Source organism: Pedococcus ginsenosidimutans, from assembly GCF_039544395.1.
Classification (GTDB): Bacteria; Actinomycetota; Actinomycetes; order Actinomycetales; family Dermatophilaceae; genus Pedococcus; species Pedococcus ginsenosidimutans.
The window spans coordinates 459,456-482,230 of the sequence record NZ_BAABLO010000011.1; the positions used below are offsets into that span (position 1 = coordinate 459,456).

A 22,775-nucleotide genomic window follows, 5' to 3' on the forward strand; every position below is an offset into this window, starting at 1 on the left:
CTGATCAGGCTACGGGACGCCTCGAGTCGTCGAAGACGAGGATGCTCCCGCCGTAGCAGGCGACCCACACGGCCTTGCGCGTCGGCTCGTAGGTGATGCCGATCGGGTGCTGGTCGGTCGGCACCGTCTGCATGACCGTGAGGTCCGACGTGCGGAGCTTGCTCACCGACGACGACTCGTAGTTCACCGAGTACAGGGCCTTCCCGTCACGCGCGATGGCCAGCGAGCGCGGCTGCGTCCCGACGTGGGTCGTCGCGAGCACCCTGCCGGTCGCGCGCTCGAGCTTGCTCACGGTGCCGGACCCGTTGTTGGTGACGTAGAGGTACCGCGCGTCGGGGCTCAGGACGATGTGCCGCGGGCCGTCGCCGGTGGTGGCGAAGGGGCGCACCGCCCGGGTGCGCAGGTCGACGGTGACGATGCGGTCGGAACCCATGAGGGCGACGTACGCGGTCCGGCTGTCCGGGGAGACGACGATGCCGCGCGGGTAGGTGCCGCCGAGCGGGATCCGGGCGACCTGGCGGTTGCTCGCCACGTCGATGACCGACAGGTCCCAGCTGCACCAGTTGGTGACGAGCACGGTCCGGTCGTCCGGGGTCACGGCGACGTACTTCGGCACCGCGCCGACCTCGACCACCCGGTCGATGGCGAAGGTGCTGGTGTCGACGCGGTAGACGGTGCTCGTCGAGGTGCCGTCGCCCGCCCTGCAGCTGTCCAGCCCCTCGGGACCGTACCCGGCGCCGTACATCGAGTAGTTGGACACCCAGGCGTGCCGCCCGTCGCGCGTGAAGGCCGCCTCGACCGGCGCGCCCCTGGTCGTGCCGGGGTGGCCCTTGATGCCGAACGCCCCGAGGTCGACGGAGTCGTCGATCGTCGCCAGGAGGGCGCCGTCGGCGCGGAACGCCGACACCGAGTGGCGGTACATCATGTTCTGCGCCACCACGACCCCGGCGGGCGACGCGACGACCGACTTCGGGGTCAGGTCGCCGGTGAGGCGCATCGTGCGGACCAGCGCCGTCTCGGCCGAACTGGCACCGACGGCCCCCTGGGCCACCGTGGGGCTGGGCCGGGGAGCCCGGACCAGCGGCCTCGCGTCGCGGGCCGCCGCGGCGGTGGTCCGCACGGCGACCGGCAGCGAGGTCCGTGAGGAGGCCGCGTCGGCCCGGTCGCCGCCGACGAGACCGGCCACCCGGCTCACCCCGAAGGAGACGAGGGCCAGCAGCCCCACCGCTGCGGCGCCCGCCGTGATGCGTCGCCGCACGAACCTGGCCCCCAGGCGGGCCTTGCGCGTGGGCGTCGGACCTGACACGTCGTCATGGTAGGCAGCCGCCGGCACCGCTCCCCCGCAGGCGCACCGCCCGCGGGAAAACCAGTGTCTACAGCGCCCGGCCGGGCCATACGGTGGACACCCTGATGCGCGAGATCCCGTTCCCGGACCCCGGCCGCCCCGACACCCGCAGCACGCTGCGCTTCATGGTGTGGGTCGCCCGGGAGCAGTGGCGCACCCAGGTGCTGGGCATGCTCACCGGGATGGTCTGGATGGTGTCGCTCGCCCTCATCCCCGCGGCCCTCGGCCGGGGCGTCGACGAGGGCATCGTCCCCGGTGACGTGGCGGGCCTGGTCCGCTGGTCGCTCGTGCTGCTCGGCCTGGGCGCCGTCACCGCCGGCACCGCCGCGGCCCGCCACTTCTTCGCGGTCCACAACTGGCTCTACGCGTCCTACCGCGGCGCCCAGCTCGCCGCCGAGGGCGTCGAGCGGTCCGGGCCTGCGCTGACCCGTGTGATGCCCTCGGGTGAGGTCGTCACCGTCTTCGCCAACGACGTCATGCGCCTCGGTGGTGTGTACGACGCCATGGGCCGGTTCGCCGGGGCGGTCGTCAGCTACGTCGTCGTGGGCGCGATCCTGCTCGCCGCGTCGCCACCGCTCGGGCTGCTCGTGCTCGGCGGCGGCCCGGTCATGCTCGCCGGCCTCACCCTCATCGTGCGCCCGCTCCAGCGCCGCCAGGCCCTCCAGCGCGAGGAGGCCGGTCGCCTGACCACCCTGGGTGCGGACACCGTCGCCGGCCTGCGGGTGCTTCGCGGCATCGGTGGCGAGCAGACGTTCCTGCGCCGTTACGAGGAGCAGTCGCAGCGGGTGCGCCGCCGCGGTGTCCACGTGGCAGGCATCCAGGCCGCCCTCGACTCGGCGCAGGTCCTGCTGCCCGGCATCTTCGTGGTGCTCGTGACGTGGCTCGGAGCCCGGCAGGCCGTCGACGGGAAGCTGAGCGCGGGCCAGCTCGTCGCGTTCTACGGCTACACGGCCTTCCTCACCATGCCCCTGCAGACCGCCATCGAGATCGTGGACCGCGGCATCCGTGCGCACATCGCGGCTGGCAAGGTCCTGCGCGTCATGGCGGTCCCGCCCGACCACGACGAGTCCCGGCCCGCCTCGGCGCCGCTGCCGGACCACGACGCGGACCTCGTCGACCCCCTGTCCGGCACCATCGTGCGCGGTGGGCGCCTCACTGCGCTCGTGTCCGCGCGGCCCGAGGAGTCGGCTGCGGTTGCCGACCGGCTCGGCCGTCACGGCCCCGGCCCGCACCAGACCACGTGGGGCGGTACGCGGCTCGACGACCTGCCGGTGCGCGAGGTGCGACGCCACGTCGTGGTGAGCGAGCCCGACCCGAGGCTGTTCACCGGCGTGCTGCGCGACCAGCTGCTGGGCAGCGTCGCCGAGGACTTCGGCCCGGGCACTGGCACCACCGACGCGGCCGACGACGTGACGGGCGACGCGCGGGTACTTGCCGCCCTCGAGACGGCCAGTGCCCTCGACGTGCTGGACGCCCTCCCGGGAGGGCTCGACGGCACGGTCGAGGAGCGCGGACGCTCCTACTCCGGCGGCCAGCGCCAGCGGCTCGCCCTCGCGCGGGCGCTGCTCACGGACGCCCCGGTCCTCGTCCTGGTCGAGCCCACCAGTGCCGTCGACGCGCACACCGAGGCCCGGGTCGCCGACCGACTCGCGGCCCACCGCCGCGGCCGGACCACCGTCGTCACGACGGTCAGCCCGCTGCTGCTCGGTCGCGCCGACGAGGTCGTGCTCATCGAGGACGGCCTGGCCACCGCCCGGGGTACGCACCGCGACCTCGTCGACCACCACCCCGGCTACCGCCACGTCGTACTGCGCGCAGAGGAGGACGAGACGTGAACACCGACCCCACCCGGCGGACGCTGCCCGTCGCGGACTCCCGTGCCGTCTGGGCGCACACCCGTGAGCTCATGGGCACGCACCGCCGCCTGCTCGCCCAGGTGCTCGGGCTGCACGCGATGGCGGCGCTGGCCGCGCTGGCCGCACCGTGGCTCGTGGGCCGGCTCGTCGACGAGGTCAGCGGGCACGGTACGCGTGGGGCCGTCGACCGCCTCGCGCTCTCCCTCGCGGCCGCGGTCGTCGCCCAGACCGGCCTGACCTGGGCCGCGCGCCGGCTCTCGTTCATCCTCGGCGAGACGGTGTTCGCCGAGCTGCGCGAGCAGTTCGTCGCCCGCGCGGTCAACCTGCCGCTGTCGACGGTCGAGCGCGCCGGCACCGGCGACCTCGTGGCCCGCACCACCAACGACGTGGAGGCGCTGTCGCACGTCGTGCGGTTCGGCATCCCGTCGCTGTTCGTGGCCACCATGACGGTCGCCATGACCGTCGTGGCGTCCCTGTTCACCTCGCCGCTCGCGAGCCTGGCGATCCTTGCCGGCCTGCCGTTCTACTGGTTCTCCACCCGCCGCTACCTGCGCCACGCGGCGTCGGGCTACCTGTGGGAGCGGGCCACCTACGCCGAGCTCAACGGTGTCGTCGCCGAGACCGTCGACGGGGCGCGCACCATCGACGCCCTGTCGCTGGCACCGGTGCGGCGCAGGCGGTTCCACGAGGCGCTGGCCGAGTGCTACCGCGCCGAGCGCTACACCCTCGGGCTGCGCCTGCGCTGGTTCCCGTCGGTCGTCTTCGGCTACTCGGTGCCGACCGCGGCGGCCGTCCTCTGGGGCGGCTGGCTGGCCGTCAACGGCAACATCACCGCCGGCGCGGCGACCGCGGTCACCCTCTACGTGCACCAGATGGTGGGCCCGCTCGACGAGGTCCTCAGCTGGCTCGACGAGATCCAGGTGGGCGCGACGTCCCTGGCCCGGGTCATCGGTGTCGGGGCGGTCCCTGCCGATCGGACGGCTTCCGGGGAGCACCCGGACGGCTCCGACCTGACCGTCGACGACGTCCGCTACGCCTACCGCGAGGGCCACGACGTGCTCCACGGCGTGAGCCTCGGCCTGCGACCCGGTGAGCGGCTCGCCGTCGTCGGGCCCTCGGGCGCGGGCAAGTCGACGCTGGGCCGTCTGATGGCCGGCGTCGACGGCCCGAGGGAGGGCCGCATCGACGTCGGGGGCGTGCCCCTCGTCGACCTCGAGCTCGCCGAGCTGCGCGGCGAGGTGGCCCTGGTGACCCAGGAGCACCACGTCTTCGTGGGCTCCCTCGCCGACAACCTCCTGCTCGCGCGTCCGGGAGCCTCGAGGTCAGACCTCGAGGAGGCTTTGGACGCGGTCGATGCCCTGGCCTGGGCCGCGGGGCTCCCCGACGGCCTCGACACCGTCGTCGGCAGTGGCGGCTTCGCGCTGAACGAGGCCCAGTCGCAACAGCTGGCGCTCGCCAGGCTGGTCCTCGCCGACCCGCACACGCTGGTGCTCGACGAGGCCACGTCGTTGCTCGACCCCCGCGCCGCCCGGCACCTCGAACGCTCGCTCGCCGCGGTCGTCGAGGGCCGGACCGTCGTGGCCATCGCCCACCGGCTGCACACCGCGCACGACGCAGACCGCGTGGCCGTGGTCGAGGACGGCCTCGTGAGCGAGATAGGCACCCACGACGAGCTGGTCGCGGCCGGCGGCGCCTACGCGGCGCTGTGGGCGTCGTGGCGCGACGAGTCCCCGGCTGCCACCGGCGCAGTCGCGGGATCGGGCGAGAACGCGCACGAGGACGCGTAACCCCGCACCCCACCGCGTCGTTGTCCGGGTGGTGTGGCTGGAGGTTCCATCCCCGGCTCACTTCCGGCCACACCCATCGGGGGCGGCAGCTGAGGGGGCGCAGGGGCTTTCCTCAGCTGCCGCCCCTGGCTGCGTCCGGTCCCTCTCGACGAGACCGTGGCGTTGCGTGGGCGCTCGGGTCAGGCGGCGCCGTACCGCGTCACGGCGGGGTTCGCGGCCTTGACCGGCTCGAGCAGGACGTACGCCGCGCCCTGTTCGGGCCGCGGGTCCTCGTCACCCTTGTTGGGCCACAACGCCATCGCGCGCTCGGCCTGCGCCGTGATCGACAGCGACGGGTTGACCCCGAGGTTGGCCGAGATGGCCGACCCGTCGACGACGTGCAGCCCGGGGTAGTTCCAGACCCGGTGGTAGGCGTCGATGACGCCGCGCTCGGGGCTGGAGCCGATGGCCACTCCCCCGAGGAAGTGCGCCGTCATGGGGATGTCGACGACCTCGCCGAGGCTGCCGCCGGCGAACGCGCGCAACCCGGTCGCCTCCGACAGGCGCACTGCCAGCGACTTCATCGCGCGCTGCCCGGCGGGGATGTAGGTGGGGTTGGGCTCGCCGTGGCCCTGGCGGGAGGTCAGGCCCCTGCCACCGAACCGGCCGCGTGTCCCCGAGACCTGCAACGAGTTGTCGCGGCTCTGCATGACCAGCCCGATGACGGTGCGCTCGCTCCAGCGGTACTGCGACAGCGACCGCACGAACACGACCGGGTGCTTGGCGGCCTCCACGAGGAACTGCAGCGGACGGGGCAGCCTGTCGCCGGGGACCATGATCGTCGCGAGCGCCCCCATGAGGTTGGAGCCGGGGCCGTAGCGGCAGTTCTCCACGTGGGTGTCGGCGTCCGGGTGGAACGAGGACGTGATGGCGACACCCCGTGACAGGTTCTCGCCGCGCGGGACCTTCTCGAGCATGACGCCCTGCAGCGCCTCGGAGTTGGTCCGGGTGAGGTGGCCCAGGCGCGCCGAGAGCCGCGGCAGCACACCGGTCTGCCGCATCGCGTGGAGCAGCTTCTGCGTGCCCCAGGCCCCGCCGGCGAACACGACGTGGTCGGCGGTCACGGTGCGCCGGTCGCGCCGCAGCCATGCACCGGTGGACTCGTGCGTCACGGCATACCCGCCTGCCCGGCGGGGGGCCACGCGCACGACGGTCCGCAGCGGCTCGACCGTGGCGCCCAGCCGCTCCGCCAGGGCCAGGTAGTTCTTCACGAGGGTGTTCTTGGCACCGACCCGGCAGCCCACCATGCAGTTGCCGCACTGGGTGCAGCCCGTGCGGTCGGGTCCCGCGCCACCGAAGTAGGGGTCGGGCACCCGCTTGCCCGGCATGCCGTAGAAGACGCCCGTCGGGGTCTTGCGGAAGGTGTCGCCGACGCCGAGGTCCTCGGCCGTGCGACGCATGACGTCCTCGACGACGCCCTCGCACGGGTTGGTGACGACGCCGAGCATGGTCGAGGCCGTCGCGTAGTGCGGCTCGAGCTCTGCCTGCCAGTCGGTGATGTCGCTCCACTGGGCGTCGCGGAAGAACGACTCCGGCGGTACGTAGAGAGTGTTGGCGTAGTTGAGCGAGCCGCCACCGACCCCTGCGCCCGCCAGCACCACCACGTCCGGGAGACGGTGGATCCGTTGCACCCCAAAGCATTTCAGCCGCGGCGCCCAGAGGTAGCTGCGGACGTCCCACGACGTCTTCGCGAAGTCCTCGTCGCGGAACCGGCGGCCGGACTCGACGACGTGGACGCGATAGCCCTTCTCGGCCAGCCGCAGCGCGGTGACGGACCCACCGAAGCCGGAGCCGACGACGAGGACGTCGACATGGCTGCTCGCGGGCAGGCCGGAGGGCTGCTGGGCGGTGTCGGTCATCGGCGGCCGACCGCCTTGAGGGTCCGCAGCGCCGCCGTCATGACCCGCGCGTACGCCTCGTCCGACAGCCCCGCGACCGGCGCGATCGGCAGGACGTGCTGCACGGTGACGTTCTGGGACTCGGTGTACTTGAGGATGCCCTCGCTGCCGTGCCGGCGCCCGACGCCCGACTGCTTCATGCCGCCCATCGGCGCGGCCACCGAACCCCACGCGGCGGCATACCCCTCGTTGACGTTGACGGTGCCGGCCTCGATGGCGGTCGCCACCCGGCGGCCCCGGGCCGTGTCGCGGGTCCAGACACTGGCGTTGAGGCCGTAGTCGGTGTCGTTGGCCGCCCGGACCGCCTCGTCGTCACCGTGCACGGTGTAGAGGCTGACCACCGGGCCGAACGTCTCGTCGTCGCGGACGTCCATCGCCGCGGTCACGCCCTCGAGGACGGTGGGCTCGTAGAACCAGGGCCCGAGGTCGGGACGGGCACGACCACCGGTGAGGACGGTGGCCCCCTTGGCCCGCGCGTCGTCGACGTGGTCGCTGACCCTGGCGAGCTGGGCCGCGGAGACCAGCGAGCCCATGTCGGTGCCGTAGGCCAGCGCAGGCCCCAGCGTCATCGCCTCGACCGCTGCCACGAACCGCGTGCGGAACTCGTCGACGACCGAGGCGTGGACCAGCAGCCGCTCCACGGAGATGCAGAGCTGCCCCGCCGAGGAGAAGCACGCCCGGACCGCGCCCTGCACCGCCTTGTCGAGGTCGGCGTCGTCCGCGACGTACATCGAGTTCTTGCCGCCGAGCTCCAGCGAGTAGCCGGCGAGCCGCGTGGCGACCGAGGCGGCCACACGCCGCCCGGTGCTGGTGGAGCCGGTGAAGCAGACGTAGTCGGCGAGGTCGACCACCGCCTGGCCGACGTTCTCCCCGTCGCCGAGCACGACCTGCAGGACCGACTCGGGCAGCCCGGCCTCGGTGAGCAGCTGCACCGCCTGCAGCGCGGTGAGCGACGCCTGGAGGTCCGGGCGCAGGACGACGGCGTTGCCCGCCATCAGGGCCGGGAGGGCGTCGGTGATCGCCAGCGACAGCGGGTAGTTCCACGGGCTCACGATGCCGACGACGCCGCGCGGGTGGTGGTGCTCGGTGGACTGGGTGAGGACCGGGAACAGCCCCGTGCGCCGCCGCGGTCGCAGGTACGACGCCGCGTTGCGCGCGTAGTGCCGCGCCACGAGCGCGACGTCGGCCACCTCCTCGAACGCCTGGAGCCGGGTCTTGCCCGACTCGAGCTGCACGACGTCGAGCAGCTCGACCTGCCGCTCGAGGACGAGGTCGTGGTAGCGCAGCAGGATGCGCTCCCGCAGCTCCATGGGCGTGCGCGCCCAGGACCGCTGCGCCGCCCGCGCCGCGTCCACGGCGACGACGACGTCCTCGCGCGTCGACAGCGGCAGGGACGCCAGCGGCGCCCCGGTCATCGGCGTGTGGCTCACGTGGTGGGTGGCCCGAGGGGCCGCGACCACCCGCCTGGCCAGCCGGCGCACGAGCGCCGGGTCCACGGCATACGTCGCGGTGGGGTCGGTCTCGGGGTCGGCGATGAGGTCCGGGGCCATAGGGGCAGCGTAGGTCGGGGCCCCCGTCATTACCAGTAGTAAGTTAGCGGCGTCTCACGTCGCCTGGTAGGGCGCGACGACGACCTCGACGCGCTGGAACTCCTTGACGTCGGAGTAGCCGGTCGTCGCCATGGCGCGCCGCAGGGCCCCCACGAGGTTGGTGGTGCCGTCGGCGCGGCGGCCGGGCCCGAAGAGGATCTGCTCCAGCGGGGCGACCGCACCGACCTCCACCCGGGAGCCGCGCGGCAGCTCCTGGTGGTGGGCCTCCGGGCCCCAGTGCAGGCCGCGGCCGGGGGCGTCGGTGGCCCTGGCGAGTGCCGCACCGAGCATCACGGCGTCGGCACCGCAGGCGACGGCCTTGACGATGTCGCCGCTGTCGCCCATGCCGCCGTCGGCGATGACGTGCACGTAGCGCCCGCCGGACTCGTCGAGGTAGTCGCGGCGCGCGGCGGCGACGTCGGCGATGGCGCTGGCCATGGGGGCGTGGATGCCGAGCGTGCGCCGGGTGGTGTGCGCCGCTCCCCCGCCGAAGCCGACGAGGACACCGGCGGCACCGGTGCGCATGAGGTGCAGCGCGGCGGTGTACGAGGCCGCGCCGCCGACGATGACGGGGACGTCGAGCTCGTAGATGAAGCGCTTGAGGTTGAGCGGCTCGGCGCGGCCCGAGACGTGCTCGGCGCTCACCGTGGTGCCGCGGATGACGAACAGGTCGACCCCGGCGTCGACGACGTGCTTCCAGAACTGCTGGGTGCGCTGCGGGCTGAGGGCACCGGCGACCGTGACCCCGGCCTCGCGCACCTGGCGCAGCCGCTCGACGATGAGCTCGGGCTGGATCTCCGGGGCGTAGATCTCCTGCATGCGGGCCGTCGCGGTGGCCGGGTCGAGGGTGGCGATCTCCGCGAGCAGGGGCGTGGGGTCCTCGTAGCGGGTCCACAGGCCCTCGAGATCGAGGACCGGCAGGCCGCCGAGGCGCCCGAACGCGATGGCCGACTCCGGCGACATGACCGAGTCCATCGGCGCCGCGATGACCGGGATGTCGAAGTGGTAGGCGTCGATCTGCCAGCCCACCGAGACCTCCTCGGGGTCGCGGGTGCGCCTCGAGGGCACCACCGCGATGTCGTCGAAGGAGTAGGCCCGACGGCCGCGCTTGCCTCGGCCGATCTCGATCTCAGTCACCGCGCAAGGCTATCGGTCCGGCCGCGGGCGCCGCGACGCCCCGTCGACGGGTGAGGGGGGCGACCGCCGACGGGGCGTCTGGGGATCGTCGCTCCCCACCGAGGGCACGGCGCGACGACATCTGTGTGGACCATCCCCTGCTGCGACACCCGCTCGGGGTCGTGTCGTCAGCCTAGGGTCGGCCCGACCGCGGGCGGCTCACCCAGATGGCGTATCCCGCGAACGCCGCGTGTCTGGACGGGCTTCCACTAAATGGACAGGTCAGCGGCTGCCGTAGTTGGGCGCCTCGACGGTCATCTGGATGTCGTGCGGGTGGCTCTCCTTGAGGCCCGCCGAGGTGATGCGCACGAACTGGCCGCGCGCCTTGAGCTCCGGCACCGTGTGGGCGCCGACGTAGAACATCGACTGCGCGAGGCCACCGACGAGCTGGTGCACGACGTTGCCGAGCGGGCCGCGGTAGGCCACCTGGCCCTCGATGCCCTCGGGCACGATCTTGTCGTCGCTGGCGACGTCGGCCTGGAAGTAGCGATCCTTGGAGTAGGACTTCTTCCCGCGCGAGGCCATCGCGCCGAGCGAGCCCATGCCGCGGTAGGACTTGAACTGCTTGCCGTTGACGAAGATCAGGTCGCCGGGCGACTCCTCGCACCCCGCGAGCAGCGAGCCGAGCATCACGGTGTCGGCTCCGGCCACCAGCGCCTTGGCGATGTCACCGGAGTACTGCAGGCCGCCGTCACCGATGACCGGCACCCCGGCCCGCCGGCAGGCGAGCGACGCGTCGTGGATCGCCGTCACCTGGGGCACCCCGACGCCGGCGACGACGCGGGTCGTGCAGATGGAGCCGGGACCGACACCGACCTTGACGCCGTCGGCACCGGCGTCGACGAGGGCCTGCGCACCGGCGCGGGTCGCGACGTTGCCGCCGATCACCTGGACGTGGCGGGTGGCCGGGTCGGCCTTGAGCCGGCGGATCATGTCGAGCAGGAGGCGGGCGTGGCCGTTGGCGGTGTCGGCGACGAGGACGTCGACCCCGGCCTCGACGAGGGTCGTCGCGCGCTCCCACGCGTCACCGAAGAACCCGATGGCTGCGCCGACGAGGAGCCGGCCGTGGTCGTCCTTGCTCGCGTGGGGGAACTGCTCGGACTTCACGAAGTCCTTGACGGTGATGAGGCCGGCGAGGCGGCCCTGGTCGTCCACGAGCGGGAGGCGCTCACGCTTGTGCTGGCGCAGCAGCGCGGTGGCGTCGTCACGGGAGATCCCGACGCCACCGGTCACCAGCGGCATCGGCGTCATGACGTCGCGGACCCGGGTCGTGCCCCACTCGGCGACGGGCGTGAAGCGCAGGTCGCGGTTGGTGATCATGCCGATGAGGGTGTTGTCGGGCTGCACGACCGGCAGGCCGGAGACGCGGTACTCGCCGCAGATGCGGTCGAGCTCCTCGAGCGTGGCGTCGGGGCCGATGGTGATGGGGTTGCTGATCATTCCCGTCTGGGTCCGCTTGACGAGGTCGACCTGGTAGGCCTGGTCCTCGATCGACAGGTTGCGGTGCAGCACCCCGAGGCCGCCCTGGCGGGCCATGGCGATGGCCATGCGCGACTCGGTGACGGTGTCCATGGCGGCGGAGACCAGCGGGATCCGCAGCGAGATCTCCCGCGTCAGCCGAGCGGTGGTGTCGACGTCGGAGGGGATGACGTCGGTCTCCCCGGGCAGCAGCAGCACGTCGTCATACGTCAGTCCGAGCTTGCCGAACGGGTCGTGCTCCTCGATCTCCGCCGGCTGCTCGGCGAGGGACGGGAGGCGGTCGTCAAACCCAAGGCTCATTGCCCAATCGTAAAGCAGCCCCGCACGCCGCCCAGAACGTGGCCTGCGCTTGAACAAGTCCATACCGCGCGTTGGCATCGGCGCAGGTCAGCGCCGGTAGCGTCGCCGACGAGCGGCACCGTGCCGCAGGAGCGGGGACCGACATGGCCGAGCTGTCGCGACTTCCGGGACCCGTCGCAGACCTCTGGAGCTGGCAGCTCGACGGCTCCTGCCGACGGGTCAACCCTGACGTGTTCTTCCACCCCGAGGGCGAGCGCGGACCTGCGCGCCGGTCGCGCGACTCCGAGGCCAAGGAGGTCTGCCTCGCCTGCCCCGTGCTCGCCCAGTGCCGCGAGCACGCCCTCCGGGTGCGTGAGCCGTACGGCGTCTGGGGCGCCATGACCGAGGACGAGCGCGAGGCCCACTACGCCGGCCGCGGCACCGTCCCCGCCGCGAGCTGACTCCGCGCACCAACCGCCGGGCACCAGCCGCCGGGCACCAGCCGCCGGGCACCGACCGCCTGCCGACGCTCCGTACACTCGCAGGGTGAGCGCCGAGCACGAGGTCCCCATCCGCGACGAGTCGATCCGGCTCGGCCAGCTGCTCAAGCTCGCCGGCGTCGTCGACGACGGCGCCATGGCGCGCTCGGTGATCGAGCTCGGCGAGGTCTCGGTCGACGGTGCGGTGGAGGTACGCCGCGGCGCCCAGGTGCGTCCGGGGCAGACCGTCACCTTCGCCGGACAGACGATCCGCGTGGCCGCCGGGGGCTGAGGGCCCCTCGATTCCGCGCGGCCTTCTCGCCTAGTTGGCCACGAGCAGGGCTCGCAGCATGCTGGTCGTCTCGCGGCTCACCGGCCAGGTGTCGCGCTGCCGGCCGTCGACGGCGAACTCGCGGGCGCAGCCGCTCGTGAGCTCGACGAGGCGACCGGTGTCGGTACGCGCCCTCAGCTCGTAGGTCCACGGGCCCGCCAGGCAGGCCAGCCTCGGCCCGCGGCGCGAGCCGCTGCGCGCGAGGTCGGCGTTGAGCTGGGCCAGCCCCGGTCCGCCGAGCACGGCCCCGCGGACGGCTCGGAAGCTCGGCGGTGTCGACGCCTGGGGCTGAACGGCCGGGTGCAGGCAGGCGGTCGCCGCCACGAGGACGGTGCCCCGCGCCAGCCCCGGCGCCGCGCCGCTCACTGCAGCGGACGGTGTCGAGGTCCGCTGGCCGGTGAGGGTGGAGGGGCAGCCGAGGAACCCGTCGGCGTCCACGGCCGGCCCGGCGCCCTGCTCGGCGAGGGCCCGGTAGTAGGAGTCCAGCGCGGGCCAGCCGTTGCAGGCCAGGCCCTCGTTGGCCCACGTCGTCAGGGCGCCGTCCGCGGTGCGCAGCAGGACGCGGAAGGCCGGCCCCGTCGGGAGGTGGGCACAGTGGGTGGCGGCACCGCGGGGGTCGAGCACGAGGGCGTCGATGGCCGCGGGTGCGGTCACCGCGTCGTCCGGCGGCAGGGAGTTCGCCCAGACCGAACCCTCGTCGGTCTGGGCGCAGACCAGGACCGCGTCGTACCTGGTGTGCAGGGGTACCGCGCTCGTCGACGGCGGTGACGGCGGGGGCGCCTGCGTGAGGCAGGACAACGGTGCGATCGTCGGCTCGGGAGGCGGCGGCACCACGCCCCCGTGGTCGCTGGGCCGGACGAGCCCCACGACCACGGCCACCAGCGCCAGGCCAGCCAGGACAGCCACCCAGTCGCGCACCACGCGCCACCGCGGCGACCTGCGGGCCGGCCGGGCCAGGAGCGCGTCGACCGACGGGTCCGCCGGGAGGACGCCGTCGAGCAGCCCGCCCAGCTCCTGCTCCCCGACGCCGAGACGGCCCGAGAGCGCGGCCAACGCGTGCTCGCGGTGCCGGCGCACCTCGCCCGTGGCCTCGTCGAGTGCATGAGCGACCTGCGCGTCGCCAAGCCCGTCGACGACGGACAGCGCCACGACGGTCCGCTGCTGCCGGGTCAGCTCGGCGAGGGCGGCCCAGACGTCCCCGGCGGCAGGGCGTGGTGCAGGCGGGCGAGGCGTGGCGGGGGGTCGCGTCGTCTGGCCGGTCGTGGTGGGTCGTCGCCGCCGGGGTGCGTGGTGCAGGTAGCCGGCGACCAGCACCCGGCGCAGCTCGGCGTCGTACGACCCCGCCCCACGATCGACCAGGTGCGACCAACGAGGCCACGCGGCGTCCAGCGTCGCCCGGGCCAGTGCCTCGGCGCCGCGCTCGTCACCGGTGAGCAGCCACGCCGTCCGCAGCAGGTCGCTCCCCCGCGCCACGACGTACTCGTCGAACGCCGGTGCCTCGGCCCACCGCTGCGCCACGACCACCTCGCTCTGCCGCACGACCTCCCCCAGCGTCGCACCGGCAGCCCTGGCAGCGCCATACCGGTCGGGGTCCCGGCCGGCCATCGTTTATGGCCACCGTTCATGGCCCGTTCATGGCCGCGGAGCCACGAACGGTCCACGGACGGTGCGACGGGAGACCGTTCGTGGCTCCCGTGCCGGGTACGTCGCGACCGGCGGCCCCGGCGGGTACGGCGCGGCACCCGTGCCGACCGGCGGCCCGGCTGCCAAGGAGGCACGGCGAAGGCCCGCCCCCAAGAGTGGGGACGGGCCTTCGAGAGGTACGGCGCGGACGGGCCGCGCGGCGCGGCCTCGGTCAGCTGTCAGTGACCGTGGCCGTGACCGTGACCGCCGGCAGCGGCCTCGGGCTCCTCTTCCTTCTTCTCCACCACGAGGGTGTCGGTGGTCAGGACCATCGACGCGATCGAGGCGGCGTTGCGCAGGGCGGAGCGGGTGACCTTGACCGGGTCGATGACGCCGGCCTTGATGAGGTTGACGTACTCGCCGGTCGCAGCGTTGAGGCCGTTGCCGGGCTCGAGCTCGGAGACCTTGGAGACGGCGACGTAGCCCTCGAGGCCGGCGTTCTCGGCGATCCAGCGCAGCGGCTCGGCCGCGGCCTTCTTGACGATGAGCGAACCGGTGGCCTCGTCGCCCTCGAGGCCGAGGTCGTCGATGGCGGAGGAGGCGTGGACGAGGGCGGAGCCGCCACCGGCGACGATGCCCTCCTCGATGGCCGCGCGGGTCGCCGAGATGGCGTCCTCGATGCGGTGCTTCTTCTCCTTGAGCTCCACCTCGGTGTGGGCACCCACCTTGATGACGCAGACGCCACCGGCGAGCTTGGCGAGGCGCTCCTGGAGCTTCTCGCGGTCCCAGTCGGAGTCGGTGCGCTCGATCTCGGCCTTGATCTGGTTGACCCGGCCGGTGACGTCGTCGGTCGAGCCGGCGCCGTCGATGATCGTGGTGGTGTCCTTGGTGACGACGACGCGGCGGGCCTGGCCCAGCACGTCGAGGTCGGCCTGGTCGAGCTTGAGCCCGACCTCCTCGGAGATGACCTGGCCGCCGGTGAGGGTGGCCATGTCCTGCAGCATCGCCTTGCGGCGGTCGCCGAAGCCGGGGGCCTTGACGGCCACGACGTTGAACGTGCCGCGGATCTTGTTGACCACCAGGGTCGACAGCGCCTCGCCGTCGATGTCCTCGGCGATGATCAGCAGCGGCTTGCCGGACTTGACGACCTTCTCCAGCACCGGGAGGACGTCGGCGATGGCCGAGATCTTGCCCTGGTTGATGAGGATGTAGGCGTCCTCGACGACAGCCTCCATGCGCTCGGCGTCGGAGACGAAGTAGGGCGAGATGTAGCCCTTGTCGAACTGCATGCCCTCGGTGAACTCGAGCTCGGTCGTCGCGGTCGAGGACTCCTCGACGGTGATGACGCCGTCCTTGCCGACCTTGTCGAACGCGTCGGCGATGGTGGAGCCGATGACCTGGTCCTGCGCGGAGAGCGCGGCGACCTGGGCGATCTCGTCCTTGCCCTCGATCTCGCGGGCGGTCTCGAGCAGGCGGGCGGACACGGCCTCGACGGCCTGGTCGATCCCACGCTTGAGCCCGGCCGGGGCGGCACCCGCGGCAACGTTGCGCAGGCCCTCCTTGACCATGGCCTGGGCGAGCACCGTGGCGGTGGTCGTGCCGTCGCCGGCGACGTCGTTGGTCTTGGTCGCGACCTCCTTGGCGAGCTGGGCGCCGAGGTTCTCGTACGGGTCGTCGAGCTCCACCTCACGGGCGATGGTCACGCCGTCGTTGGTGATGGTGGGGGCGCCCCACTTCTTGTCGATGACGACGTTGCGGCCCTTGGGGCCGAGCGTCACCTTGACCGCGTTCGCGAGCGCGTCGACCCCACGCTCGAGCGACTTGCGAGCGGAGTCGTTGAACTCCAGCGTCTTAGCCATGAAAGTCCTTCTCTAGCAGCGAAAATCAGGGAACGAAGGCAACGTGCCCTGCATGCCGAGCAGTCGGCATACAGGGCACGTCACTCATCAGGTGCGAATGCTCAGCCGACGATGGCGAGGACGTCGCGCGCGGAGAGGATGAGGTACTCCTCGCCGCTGTGCTTGATCTCGGTGCCGCCGTACTTGCTGTAGATGACCCGGTCGCCGACCTTGACGTCGAGCGGGACACGGTTGCCGTTGTCGTCGATGCGGCCGGGACCGATCGCGAGGACCTCGCCCTCCTGGGGCTTCTCCTTCGCGGTGTCCGGGATGACGAGGCCGGAAGCAGTGGTCTGCTCGGCCTCGACGGACTTGACGACGATGCGGTCTTCGAGCGGCTTGATGGAAACCGACACGATGAGGACCTCCCCTTCGGGAATGTCGGAGTGACAGGTGGATGGTGCTGGTACTGCGGGGTGGTGCCAAGTGCTTGCCGTGCGGTCGCCGTCGCGGGGGTCGACCGACTGGCTGGTTAGCACTCGACGAACCTGAGTGCCAACGGCAAATCTATGGTCGGGCTTAGCACTCGGTCAACTCGAGTGCCAGAGGTTCACGCCGTGTTCGCCGTGGGCGCAGCAGGGCGCCACGCGCAAACCCCGTTGCGGTGGGGTGTCGCCGCGGGCCATGGTCGTCCGCGTGACCGATGCCGCCAGCACCTCCGCCCTCCTGCACGCCTACGACACCCAGCTGCGGGAGGAGGCCGAGGTCCCGTCTGCCGTGGAGGTCGCGCGGCTCGGCCCGCTGGTCTTGGCGACGTTCCTCGGCGGGCGCGGGTTCATCAGCTACCGCCACCTCGACGTGGACCGCCGCCCTGCGGCCGAGGACTCGGTCCGCGAGCTCGTCGCCGGGGCGCTGGCCCACTACGAGGCCGACCCGCAGGTCGTCCGGGTCGAGTGGAAGACCCGCGGACACGACCACGCCCCCGGGCTGCACGAGGCCCTCCTCGCCCACGGGTTCACCCCGGACGAGCCGGAGTCGGTCATGGTCGGCGACGCCCGTCTGCTCGCCGTCGACGTCGACCTCCCCGTGGGTGTCGTCGTCCGGCAGGTCACCGACGAGGGCGATGTCCGGGCCATGATGAGGATGCAGGCCGAGGTCTTCGGCGACGCCGCCGAGCGCGAGGCGGAGATGGCCGAGCAGATCCTGCACCGGCTGCGCACGCGCGACGACATGGAGATGTGGGTCGCCGAGGCGGACGGGCAGGTCGTCAGTGCCGGCCGGCTGGAACCCGTCGCGGGCACCGAGTTCGCCGGGCTCTGGGGCGGCGCCACCCTGCCGCAGTGGCGCGGCCGTGGCATCTACCGCGCGCTGACCGCCGCCCGTGCGCGTTCTGCCCTCGCCCACGGCAAGCGCTACCTCAACAGCGACTCCACCGAGTTCTCCCGGCCCATCCTCGAGCGGGCGGGGCTGGTCAAGGTGTCCACCACGACGCCGTACGAGTGGACCCGTCGCGCCTGACCTCTCCGGGCCGAGGACCAGGCACCGCGGCTGCCGCCGGCGATGCGCCACAATGCTCGCCATGGACCTCCCCCTGCTCCGCCGGCTCACCACCGGTGAGGGGTGGGGGCTGCTGCAGTCCCTCCCGCCCTACGACGAGTCGCGCGCCCTCGCCCTCCAGCAACGGCTGCGCGACGCCGGTTTCGAGCCCGACCTCGTCGCGGCTGCGCTCAACCAGGCGCGGCTGCGGGCACGGGCGACGGCGAAGTTCGGTGAGTTCGCCCGGGCGATGCTGTTCACCTCCGACGGCCTCGAGCAGGCGACGAGGCTCAACGTCGCCGCCCAGCACGCGCAACGCTTCCGGTCTGCCGGCATCCACACCGTGCACGACCTCGGCTGCGGCATCGGGGCCGACGCCATGGCCATGGCCGGGCTCGACCTGCGGGTCCGGGCCGTCGACGCCGACGAGGTGACCGCTGCCGTCGCCGACGTCAACCTCCGGCACTGGCCCGACTCCTCCGCCCAGCAGGGCTTCGCCGAGGAGTTCACCCCGCCCGCCGGAGAAGGTGCCCGCGGTGTCGGCGCGTGGCTCGACCCGGCGCGCCGTACCCCCGGGGTCGCCGACGTCACCGGGCGCACCCGCCGCCTCTTCCGCCTCGACGAGATCTCGCCGTCGTGGGACACGGTCCAGGCACTCGCGCGCGCCCTGCCCGCCACCGGGGCCAAGCTGAGCCCAGCCTTCCCGCACGCGGCCCTGCCCACCGGCGCCGAGGCGCAGTGGACCTCGGTCGACGGCGAGGTCGTCGAGTGCACCGTGTGGTTCGGGCCGCTGGTCCGCACACCGGGGCGTACGGCGGTCGTGATGCGCGAGGGGTCCCCCGCGGTACAGGTCACCGAGCGCGACGGCGACACCACCGCGCCCACCCTGACCAACCTCGCCGACGTGGGCCCGTGGCTCTACGAGCCCGACCGCGCGGTGCTGCGCGCGGGGCTCGTACCCGCCCTAACGGCCGCCACCGGCGGCGTCGAGCTCGACACGGGCGTGGGCTACGTCGGCTCCCCCCGCTCCGTCGACGTCCCCTACGCCAGGCGGTATGCCGTCGTGGAGGCCATGCCCTACAACGTCAAGGCGCTGCGCGGCTGGCTGCGCGACCACGGCATCGACCGGCTCACCATCAAGAAGCGCGGCGTCGGCATCGACGCCGACCTCCTGCGCCGCCAGCTCCGGCTCCCCGCGAAGGGGCACACCGAGGCCGTGATCGTCCTGACCCGGGTGCGCAGCAACCAGGTCGTGCTCGTCGTCCAACCGGCCTGAGGCGCCGAGGCGCCACACGCCCTACTGGACGAGGACGCACGGCGAGCCGGCCGCGACTCTCCCCCGAGGTCGCGACCGGCTCGCGTCGGCCACAGGTGGCCGGCAGGAGCCTCAGCCCAGGTAGGTGCGCCAGGGGCCGTTGATCGCGAAGACGTGACCGGGCTCCTGGACGTTGCCGAAGAGCACCCGCCCGTCGGGCGAGAAGCACGGGCCCGTCATCTCGCTGTAGACCGGCACACCAGCGGCGGTGCGCTCCTGCACGATGAGGTTGCGGGCGATCGGCTGCGCCCCGGTCTCGCGGCTCCAGGACAGCAGGTGGTTGGCGGTGTTGCCGTCCTCGGAGAGCACCAGGCTGCCGTACGGCGAGACGTGGCACCCGTCGGGACCGTCGAACGCCAGGTCGAGGCTGCGCCCCAGGCCGGTCTCGGGGTCGATCGTCTCGCTGTGCAGCAACGGGTTGTACGGGTAGTAGGCCACGAGCGTGAGCGTCGAGGTGGCGTACTCGTAGTACCAGAGCTGCCCGTCGTGCGGCGTGGCGTCGGCCGGCAGGTCACCGGCCGCGAAGGCGAAGCTGGCCACGAAGTACATGCCGTGACGGTCGCCCCAGGCTCCCTCGAGCTTCTTGGAGTGGGTGACGGCACCGTCGGCGAACTGCTTGCGCAGGGAGGTGTCGCGCGCGTGGCGGTCGGGCACCCGTACCCAGCGCGTCGCGAAGGGGCGGCCGATCTGGCCCGCGGTCACGTAGGCCAGGTCCGGCAGGACGCCCCCGTCGGGAGCCACGACGGCGAGGGCCTCGAGGGTGCCGTCGTCCGGGCCGAGGTGGTCGGCGATGCCGGCGCGCAGGCGGTAGCCCGACGGAGCGGTCCAGCGGTAGAGCAGGCCGGTCGGCTTGCTCGCGTCCTCGGTGAGGTAGACCCGCTGCCGGCTCGGCTCGACGACCACGGCCTCGTGCGGCGCGCGCCCCCAGGCGGCGATGGGGCGCGGGACCTGGTCGGCCGGGGCGCCGGCGAACACCTCGAAGACGTAGCCGTGGTCCTTCTCGAGGCCCCCGGTGCCGGCCTTGGCCTCGGTCTCCTCGCAGGTGAGCCAGCTGCCCCACGGCGTGGGGCCACCGGCGCAGTTGCTGATGGTGCCGGACAGGCCGACCCACTCCGACACGCGGCCGCCCTGGCGGGTGGTCTCGATGACGGTGCAGCCGCCACCGAGCGCACCGCGGTCGTACACGGTGCCCTCGACGAACGGCACCGGGGCGGCGCTGCCCGGGGACGCCTCGTGGTTCTGGACGAGGCGGTAGCCGCGCGGGCCGGCCACGACGAGGGTGCCGTCAGGGCGCTCGGGGGTGGCGCCGACGACCTTGCCCGTGCCGTCGTGCACCTCGGTGCTGCCGGAGACCGCGACCGGGGTGGCGGAGAAGCCGCGCGGGAGCGCCAGCAGGTCACCGTCGGTGTGCGTCAGCGGCGGGAACAGGCGGGACCGGGATCCGCCGTGGGCGGCCTGGGTCGGGGCCGCGAGGGCGGTGGCCGGCTGCAGGGCACCGGCGACGACGAGGCCGGCTCCGGTTGCGGCACCGGAGGTCAGGAGTGAACGACGGGACAGAGGCATGCGCAGGTCCGTTCTCGAGCAGGGAGGTGCGCCACGGGGCGCAGCAGCCCCATCCGACCCGCCCCGGGTGAACTCCGGGCGAACTCCGGGCGAGGCTTCGCCATCGGGAGTCCGACGTCCCTCCGACTCTAGAGCTCGGGGTCGGGTTGCGCGCCGTGGTGGCGGACGGCAGCCGCACCGGCCGCGGCGGCCCTGCGGACGGCCTCCGCCCGGTCGGCACCGTCGGCGAGGGCCGCTGCGAGGGCCCCGCAGAACGCGTCACCGGCACCCGTGGTGTCGACCACCTCGTCCGCCCCGACCGGTGCCGCGTCGAACCGCTCGCCGTCCCAGCTGCACCCCGCCGCCCCGAACGTCACCAGCAGCGAGCGCGCCACCACGTCGGAGTCTGCGAGCTGCATGGCCTCGTGCTCGTTGACGACCACGGGGTCGGCGAGGGCCGCGACGTCGTGCGGCAGGGCGGCGTACGGCGCCGCGTTGACCACCACGCGCGCACCCCGGGCGTGCGCCGCGCGGGCGGCGCGGGCCACGACCGGTACGGGGACCTCGAGCTGGACGAGCAGGACGTCGCCCTCGCCGAGGGGAGGGAGGTCGGCGGTGACGTGGCCGTTGGCACCCGCGACGACCACGATGGAGTTCTCGCCCTCGTCGTCGACGACGATCCAGGCCTGGCCGGTGGCCGCGGGTGCCACGGCCACCGCGGACACGTCGACACCGAGCCGCTCGAGACGCGCTCGGTAGGCGGCGCCGCCCTCGTCGTCGCCCACGGCCGCCACCATGACGACCTCGGCACGGGCTGCAGCCGCCGCGACGGCCTGGTTGCCACCCTTGCCGCCGGCGAACCGCTGCACCGCGTCGTCGGCCAGCACCGTCTCCCCGGGGCGGGGGTGGCGCTCGACGTGGGCGACGAGGTCGACGTTGAGCGAGCCGAGGACGACGACGCGGCCCATCAGCGACCACCCCCTTCGACGGTCTCGAGCCAGAGCCGGGTGTAGCGGTCGGCATCCACCTCGAGGCACACGTCGATGGTCGCCGGGGCCTGGCCGTGCGGGTCGTGCGACAGGTCGCCGGTCCAGTCGCGCCGGTCGACGATGGTGCGGCCCCGCGACCAGGTGCCCGCGAGCTCGACCCGCACGGGGAGCTTCTCGCGCTGCACGCCGGCCGGGTCCAGCACCGCGCAGACCGCGCCGGCGTCGCCGATGGTGGCCGAGTCCGACCCGAACCGCTCGGCCTGGAACCGGACCAGCCGTCCGGCGAGCTCTGCCGCGCCCCTGCCCCCGGCGGCCACCAGCCGGTCCGCCTCCGGCAGGCCGACCCGGGGCTCGTAGAAGACGTCCAGCCCGTACATCGTCACCGGGATGCCGAGGTCGGCACATGCGTCGAGGACCACTGCGGCGGCCTCCGGGTCGTGGAAGACGTTGAACTCGGCCGACGCGGTGGCGTTGCCGACGTGGGCCGCCCCACCCATGAAGACGACCTCCCGGATGCCCGGTGCGACGTCGGGGTAGGTGCGCAGCAGCAGGGCGATGTTGGTGAGGGGTGCGAGGGGTACGAGGGTCACCCGCGTGTCGGCCCCGTGGGCGACCTCCGCGGCCGCCGCGCGCAGCACGTCGCGGAGCACCTCGACGGCGTGCCGCGGGTCCGGGCTGCGCGTCGAGCGCGGCCAGTCGAGGTCGCCCATGCCGTCGGCACCGTGCACGTGCCGGGCGTCGACCGCCTCCTCCAGGAGGGGCCGGTCCGCGCCGCGGGCGACGACCACGTCGGGCCGGCCGGCGGCGTCGAGGACGGTCAGGGTGTTGGCGACGACGTCGTCGACGGGCGCGTTGCCCCCCACGCAGGTCACCGCCCGCAGGTCGAGACCGGGGTGGAGCGCCGCGAGGAGCAGTGCGCAGGCGTCGTCGACGCCCGTGTCGACGTCCAGCACGACGGGGATGGCCATGGCGCGATCCTGCCAGAGCGGGCCGCCCCGCCACCCTCCGCGACCGGCCCGGTCACTCCTTGCTCAGGTCCACGCCGCACGCCATCAGCACCATCTCCGCCATGGAACCGGGCGGGGTGACCGTCGCCGCGGCTTCGCCCCAGGGCCGGCGGCTCCAGACCCGCAACCCGGGGCCGTCGACGGGGTGCGTCGCCAGCCAGGTGCGGGCCTCGCCCGTGGCCCTGGTGCAGTCCGTGACCCGGATCTGCAGGTCCACCTTCTGCTGCGAGCGGGGCGCGACCTCGAGCGGGTCCGGGGACACCCCCGTGACCTCGACCCCCGGCACCGGGAGAGCCCACCGGGTGACGTGCTCGGTGACCACACCGTCGTTGTGCAGGTCGAACTGCAGGTGGGCCCGCGCGCCGGGCGACCCGGCGTCGTACCCGGAGTTGTCGCCCCCGGAGAGCCGTGGCGAGAAGGCTCCCGACCACAGCACCCCGATCCCGAGGAGCACCAGGACGCCGGTCACCAGCGCCGTACGCAGCAGGGCCCCGCGCTCGCGGGCGGCGGCCGCCCGGGCCTCCGGCTCCAGGGCGCGCCACACCTCGTCGGTCACGCCATACCCCGCGCCCACCGTGGCCCGCGGCTGCCCACCGACCACCTGCGCGCCACTCCCCCGTTGCTCGTCCATGCCAGCGAATGTATCACTGTGTTGCTACATTGACAC

General features: G+C 73.4%; 18 protein-coding genes. 6 read left to right on the forward strand and 12 right to left on the reverse strand.

Features of this window, described 5'->3' with window-relative positions:
* Positions 1–4 precede the first annotated feature (4 nt).
* Positions 5–1,306 (reverse strand): YncE family protein, encoded by a 1,302-nt coding sequence (locus tag ABEA42_RS13095; protein ID WP_345503925.1) that lies wholly within the window; start codon positions 1,304–1,306, stop codon positions 5–7.
* A gap of 104 nt (positions 1,307–1,410) precedes the next feature.
* Between ABEA42_RS13095 and ABEA42_RS13100 the strand changes: the two genes are divergently transcribed.
* Both ABEA42_RS13100 and ABEA42_RS13105 read left to right on the forward strand, forming a co-directional pair.
* Positions 1,411–3,180: an ABC transporter ATP-binding protein gene (locus tag ABEA42_RS13100; RefSeq protein WP_345503927.1), complete on the forward strand. Its 1,770-nt coding sequence runs from the start codon at positions 1,411–1,413 to the stop codon at positions 3,178–3,180.
* Positions 3,181–3,251: 71 nt separating this feature from the next.
* On the forward strand, positions 3,252–4,988 hold the full coding sequence (locus tag ABEA42_RS13105; protein ID WP_345504465.1) for an ABC transporter ATP-binding protein: 1,737 nt from the start codon (positions 3,252–3,254) through the stop codon (positions 4,986–4,988).
* A 179-nt stretch (positions 4,989–5,167) separates the two neighbouring features.
* On the opposite strand, the gene ABEA42_RS13110 is transcribed toward ABEA42_RS13105, so the two are convergent.
* The 4 genes from ABEA42_RS13110 to guaB form a co-directional block, all read right to left on the reverse strand.
* The gene (locus ABEA42_RS13110) at positions 5,168–6,886 is read right to left on the reverse strand and encodes a GMC family oxidoreductase (RefSeq protein ID WP_345503928.1); all 1,719 of its coding nucleotides are present in this window, start codon (positions 6,884–6,886) and stop codon (positions 5,168–5,170) included.
* Positions 6,883–8,475, reverse strand: coding sequence for a succinic semialdehyde dehydrogenase (locus ABEA42_RS13115; protein WP_345503929.1), 1,593 nt, complete (start codon positions 8,473–8,475; stop codon positions 6,883–6,885). The genes ABEA42_RS13110 and ABEA42_RS13115 overlap by 4 nt, the downstream gene beginning before the upstream one ends.
* Before the next feature lie 54 nt (positions 8,476–8,529).
* Positions 8,530–9,651, reverse strand: coding sequence for a GuaB3 family IMP dehydrogenase-related protein (locus ABEA42_RS13120; protein ID WP_345503931.1), 1,122 nt, complete (start codon positions 9,649–9,651; stop codon positions 8,530–8,532).
* Positions 9,652–9,912: 261 nt separating this feature from the next.
* Positions 9,913–11,469 carry an IMP dehydrogenase gene (gene guaB, locus ABEA42_RS13125; protein ID WP_345503933.1) on the reverse strand — a complete coding sequence of 519 codons (1,557 nt, stop codon included), beginning with the start codon at positions 11,467–11,469 and terminating at the stop codon, positions 9,913–9,915.
* A 143-nt stretch (positions 11,470–11,612) separates the two neighbouring features.
* Between guaB and ABEA42_RS13130 the strand changes: the two genes are divergently transcribed.
* Together ABEA42_RS13130 and ABEA42_RS13135 are read left to right on the forward strand one after the other, a co-directional pair.
* Positions 11,613–11,909 carry a WhiB family transcriptional regulator gene (locus tag ABEA42_RS13130; RefSeq protein ID WP_345503935.1) on the forward strand — a complete coding sequence of 99 codons (297 nt, stop codon included), beginning with the start codon at positions 11,613–11,615 and terminating at the stop codon, positions 11,907–11,909.
* 85 nt (positions 11,910–11,994) lie between these two features.
* A complete protein-coding gene (locus tag ABEA42_RS13135; RefSeq protein ID WP_345503937.1) occupies positions 11,995–12,219 on the forward strand; it encodes an RNA-binding S4 domain-containing protein in 225 nt (74 codons plus the stop codon).
* A gap of 30 nt (positions 12,220–12,249) precedes the next feature.
* Here the strand turns inward: ABEA42_RS13135 and ABEA42_RS13140 are convergent, their stop codons facing one another.
* The 3 genes from ABEA42_RS13140 to groES all read right to left on the reverse strand — a co-directional run bounded on the left by ABEA42_RS13140 (position 12,250) and on the right by groES (position 16,135).
* Entirely contained in the window at positions 12,250–13,863 is a 1,614-nt protein-coding gene (locus tag ABEA42_RS13140) for a SigE family RNA polymerase sigma factor (protein ID WP_345503939.1), read from the reverse strand.
* Positions 13,864–14,120: 257 nt separating this feature from the next.
* On the reverse strand, positions 14,121–15,740 hold the full coding sequence (gene groL, locus ABEA42_RS13145) for a chaperonin GroEL (RefSeq protein ID WP_345503940.1): 1,620 nt from the start codon (positions 15,738–15,740) through the stop codon (positions 14,121–14,123).
* A 101-nt stretch (positions 15,741–15,841) separates the two neighbouring features.
* Entirely contained in the window at positions 15,842–16,135 is a 294-nt protein-coding gene (groES, locus tag ABEA42_RS13150; protein WP_345503942.1) for a co-chaperone GroES, read from the reverse strand.
* A 280-nt stretch (positions 16,136–16,415) separates the two neighbouring features.
* Here groES and ABEA42_RS13155 point away from each other — a divergent pair, with 280 nt between their 5' ends.
* Together ABEA42_RS13155 and ABEA42_RS13160 are read left to right on the forward strand one after the other, a co-directional pair.
* A complete protein-coding gene (locus tag ABEA42_RS13155) occupies positions 16,416–17,237 on the forward strand; it encodes a GNAT family N-acetyltransferase (protein ID WP_425572070.1) in 822 nt (273 codons plus the stop codon).
* Between the two features lie 61 nt (positions 17,238–17,298).
* Positions 17,299–18,531, forward strand: coding sequence for a class I SAM-dependent methyltransferase (locus tag ABEA42_RS13160; protein ID WP_345503946.1), 1,233 nt, complete (start codon positions 17,299–17,301; stop codon positions 18,529–18,531).
* Between the two features lie 111 nt (positions 18,532–18,642).
* Here ABEA42_RS13160 and ABEA42_RS13165 read toward each other — a convergent pair whose 3' ends face one another.
* The 4 genes from ABEA42_RS13165 to ABEA42_RS13180 all read right to left on the reverse strand — a co-directional run bounded on the left by ABEA42_RS13165 (position 18,643) and on the right by ABEA42_RS13180 (position 22,739).
* Positions 18,643–20,133, reverse strand: coding sequence for an alkaline phosphatase PhoX (locus tag ABEA42_RS13165; RefSeq protein ID WP_345503948.1), 1,491 nt, complete (start codon positions 20,131–20,133; stop codon positions 18,643–18,645).
* 128 nt (positions 20,134–20,261) lie between these two features.
* Positions 20,262–21,080, reverse strand: coding sequence for a PfkB family carbohydrate kinase (locus ABEA42_RS13170; RefSeq protein WP_345503951.1), 819 nt, complete (start codon positions 21,078–21,080; stop codon positions 20,262–20,264).
* Entirely contained in the window at positions 21,080–22,069 is a 990-nt protein-coding gene (locus ABEA42_RS13175; protein WP_345503952.1) for a nucleoside hydrolase, read from the reverse strand. Before ABEA42_RS13175 ends, ABEA42_RS13170 begins: the two co-directional genes overlap by 1 nt.
* A gap of 52 nt (positions 22,070–22,121) precedes the next feature.
* Positions 22,122–22,739 carry a hypothetical protein gene (locus tag ABEA42_RS13180; RefSeq protein ID WP_345503953.1) on the reverse strand — a complete coding sequence of 206 codons (618 nt, stop codon included), beginning with the start codon at positions 22,737–22,739 and terminating at the stop codon, positions 22,122–22,124.
* Positions 22,740–22,775 lie beyond the last annotated feature (36 nt).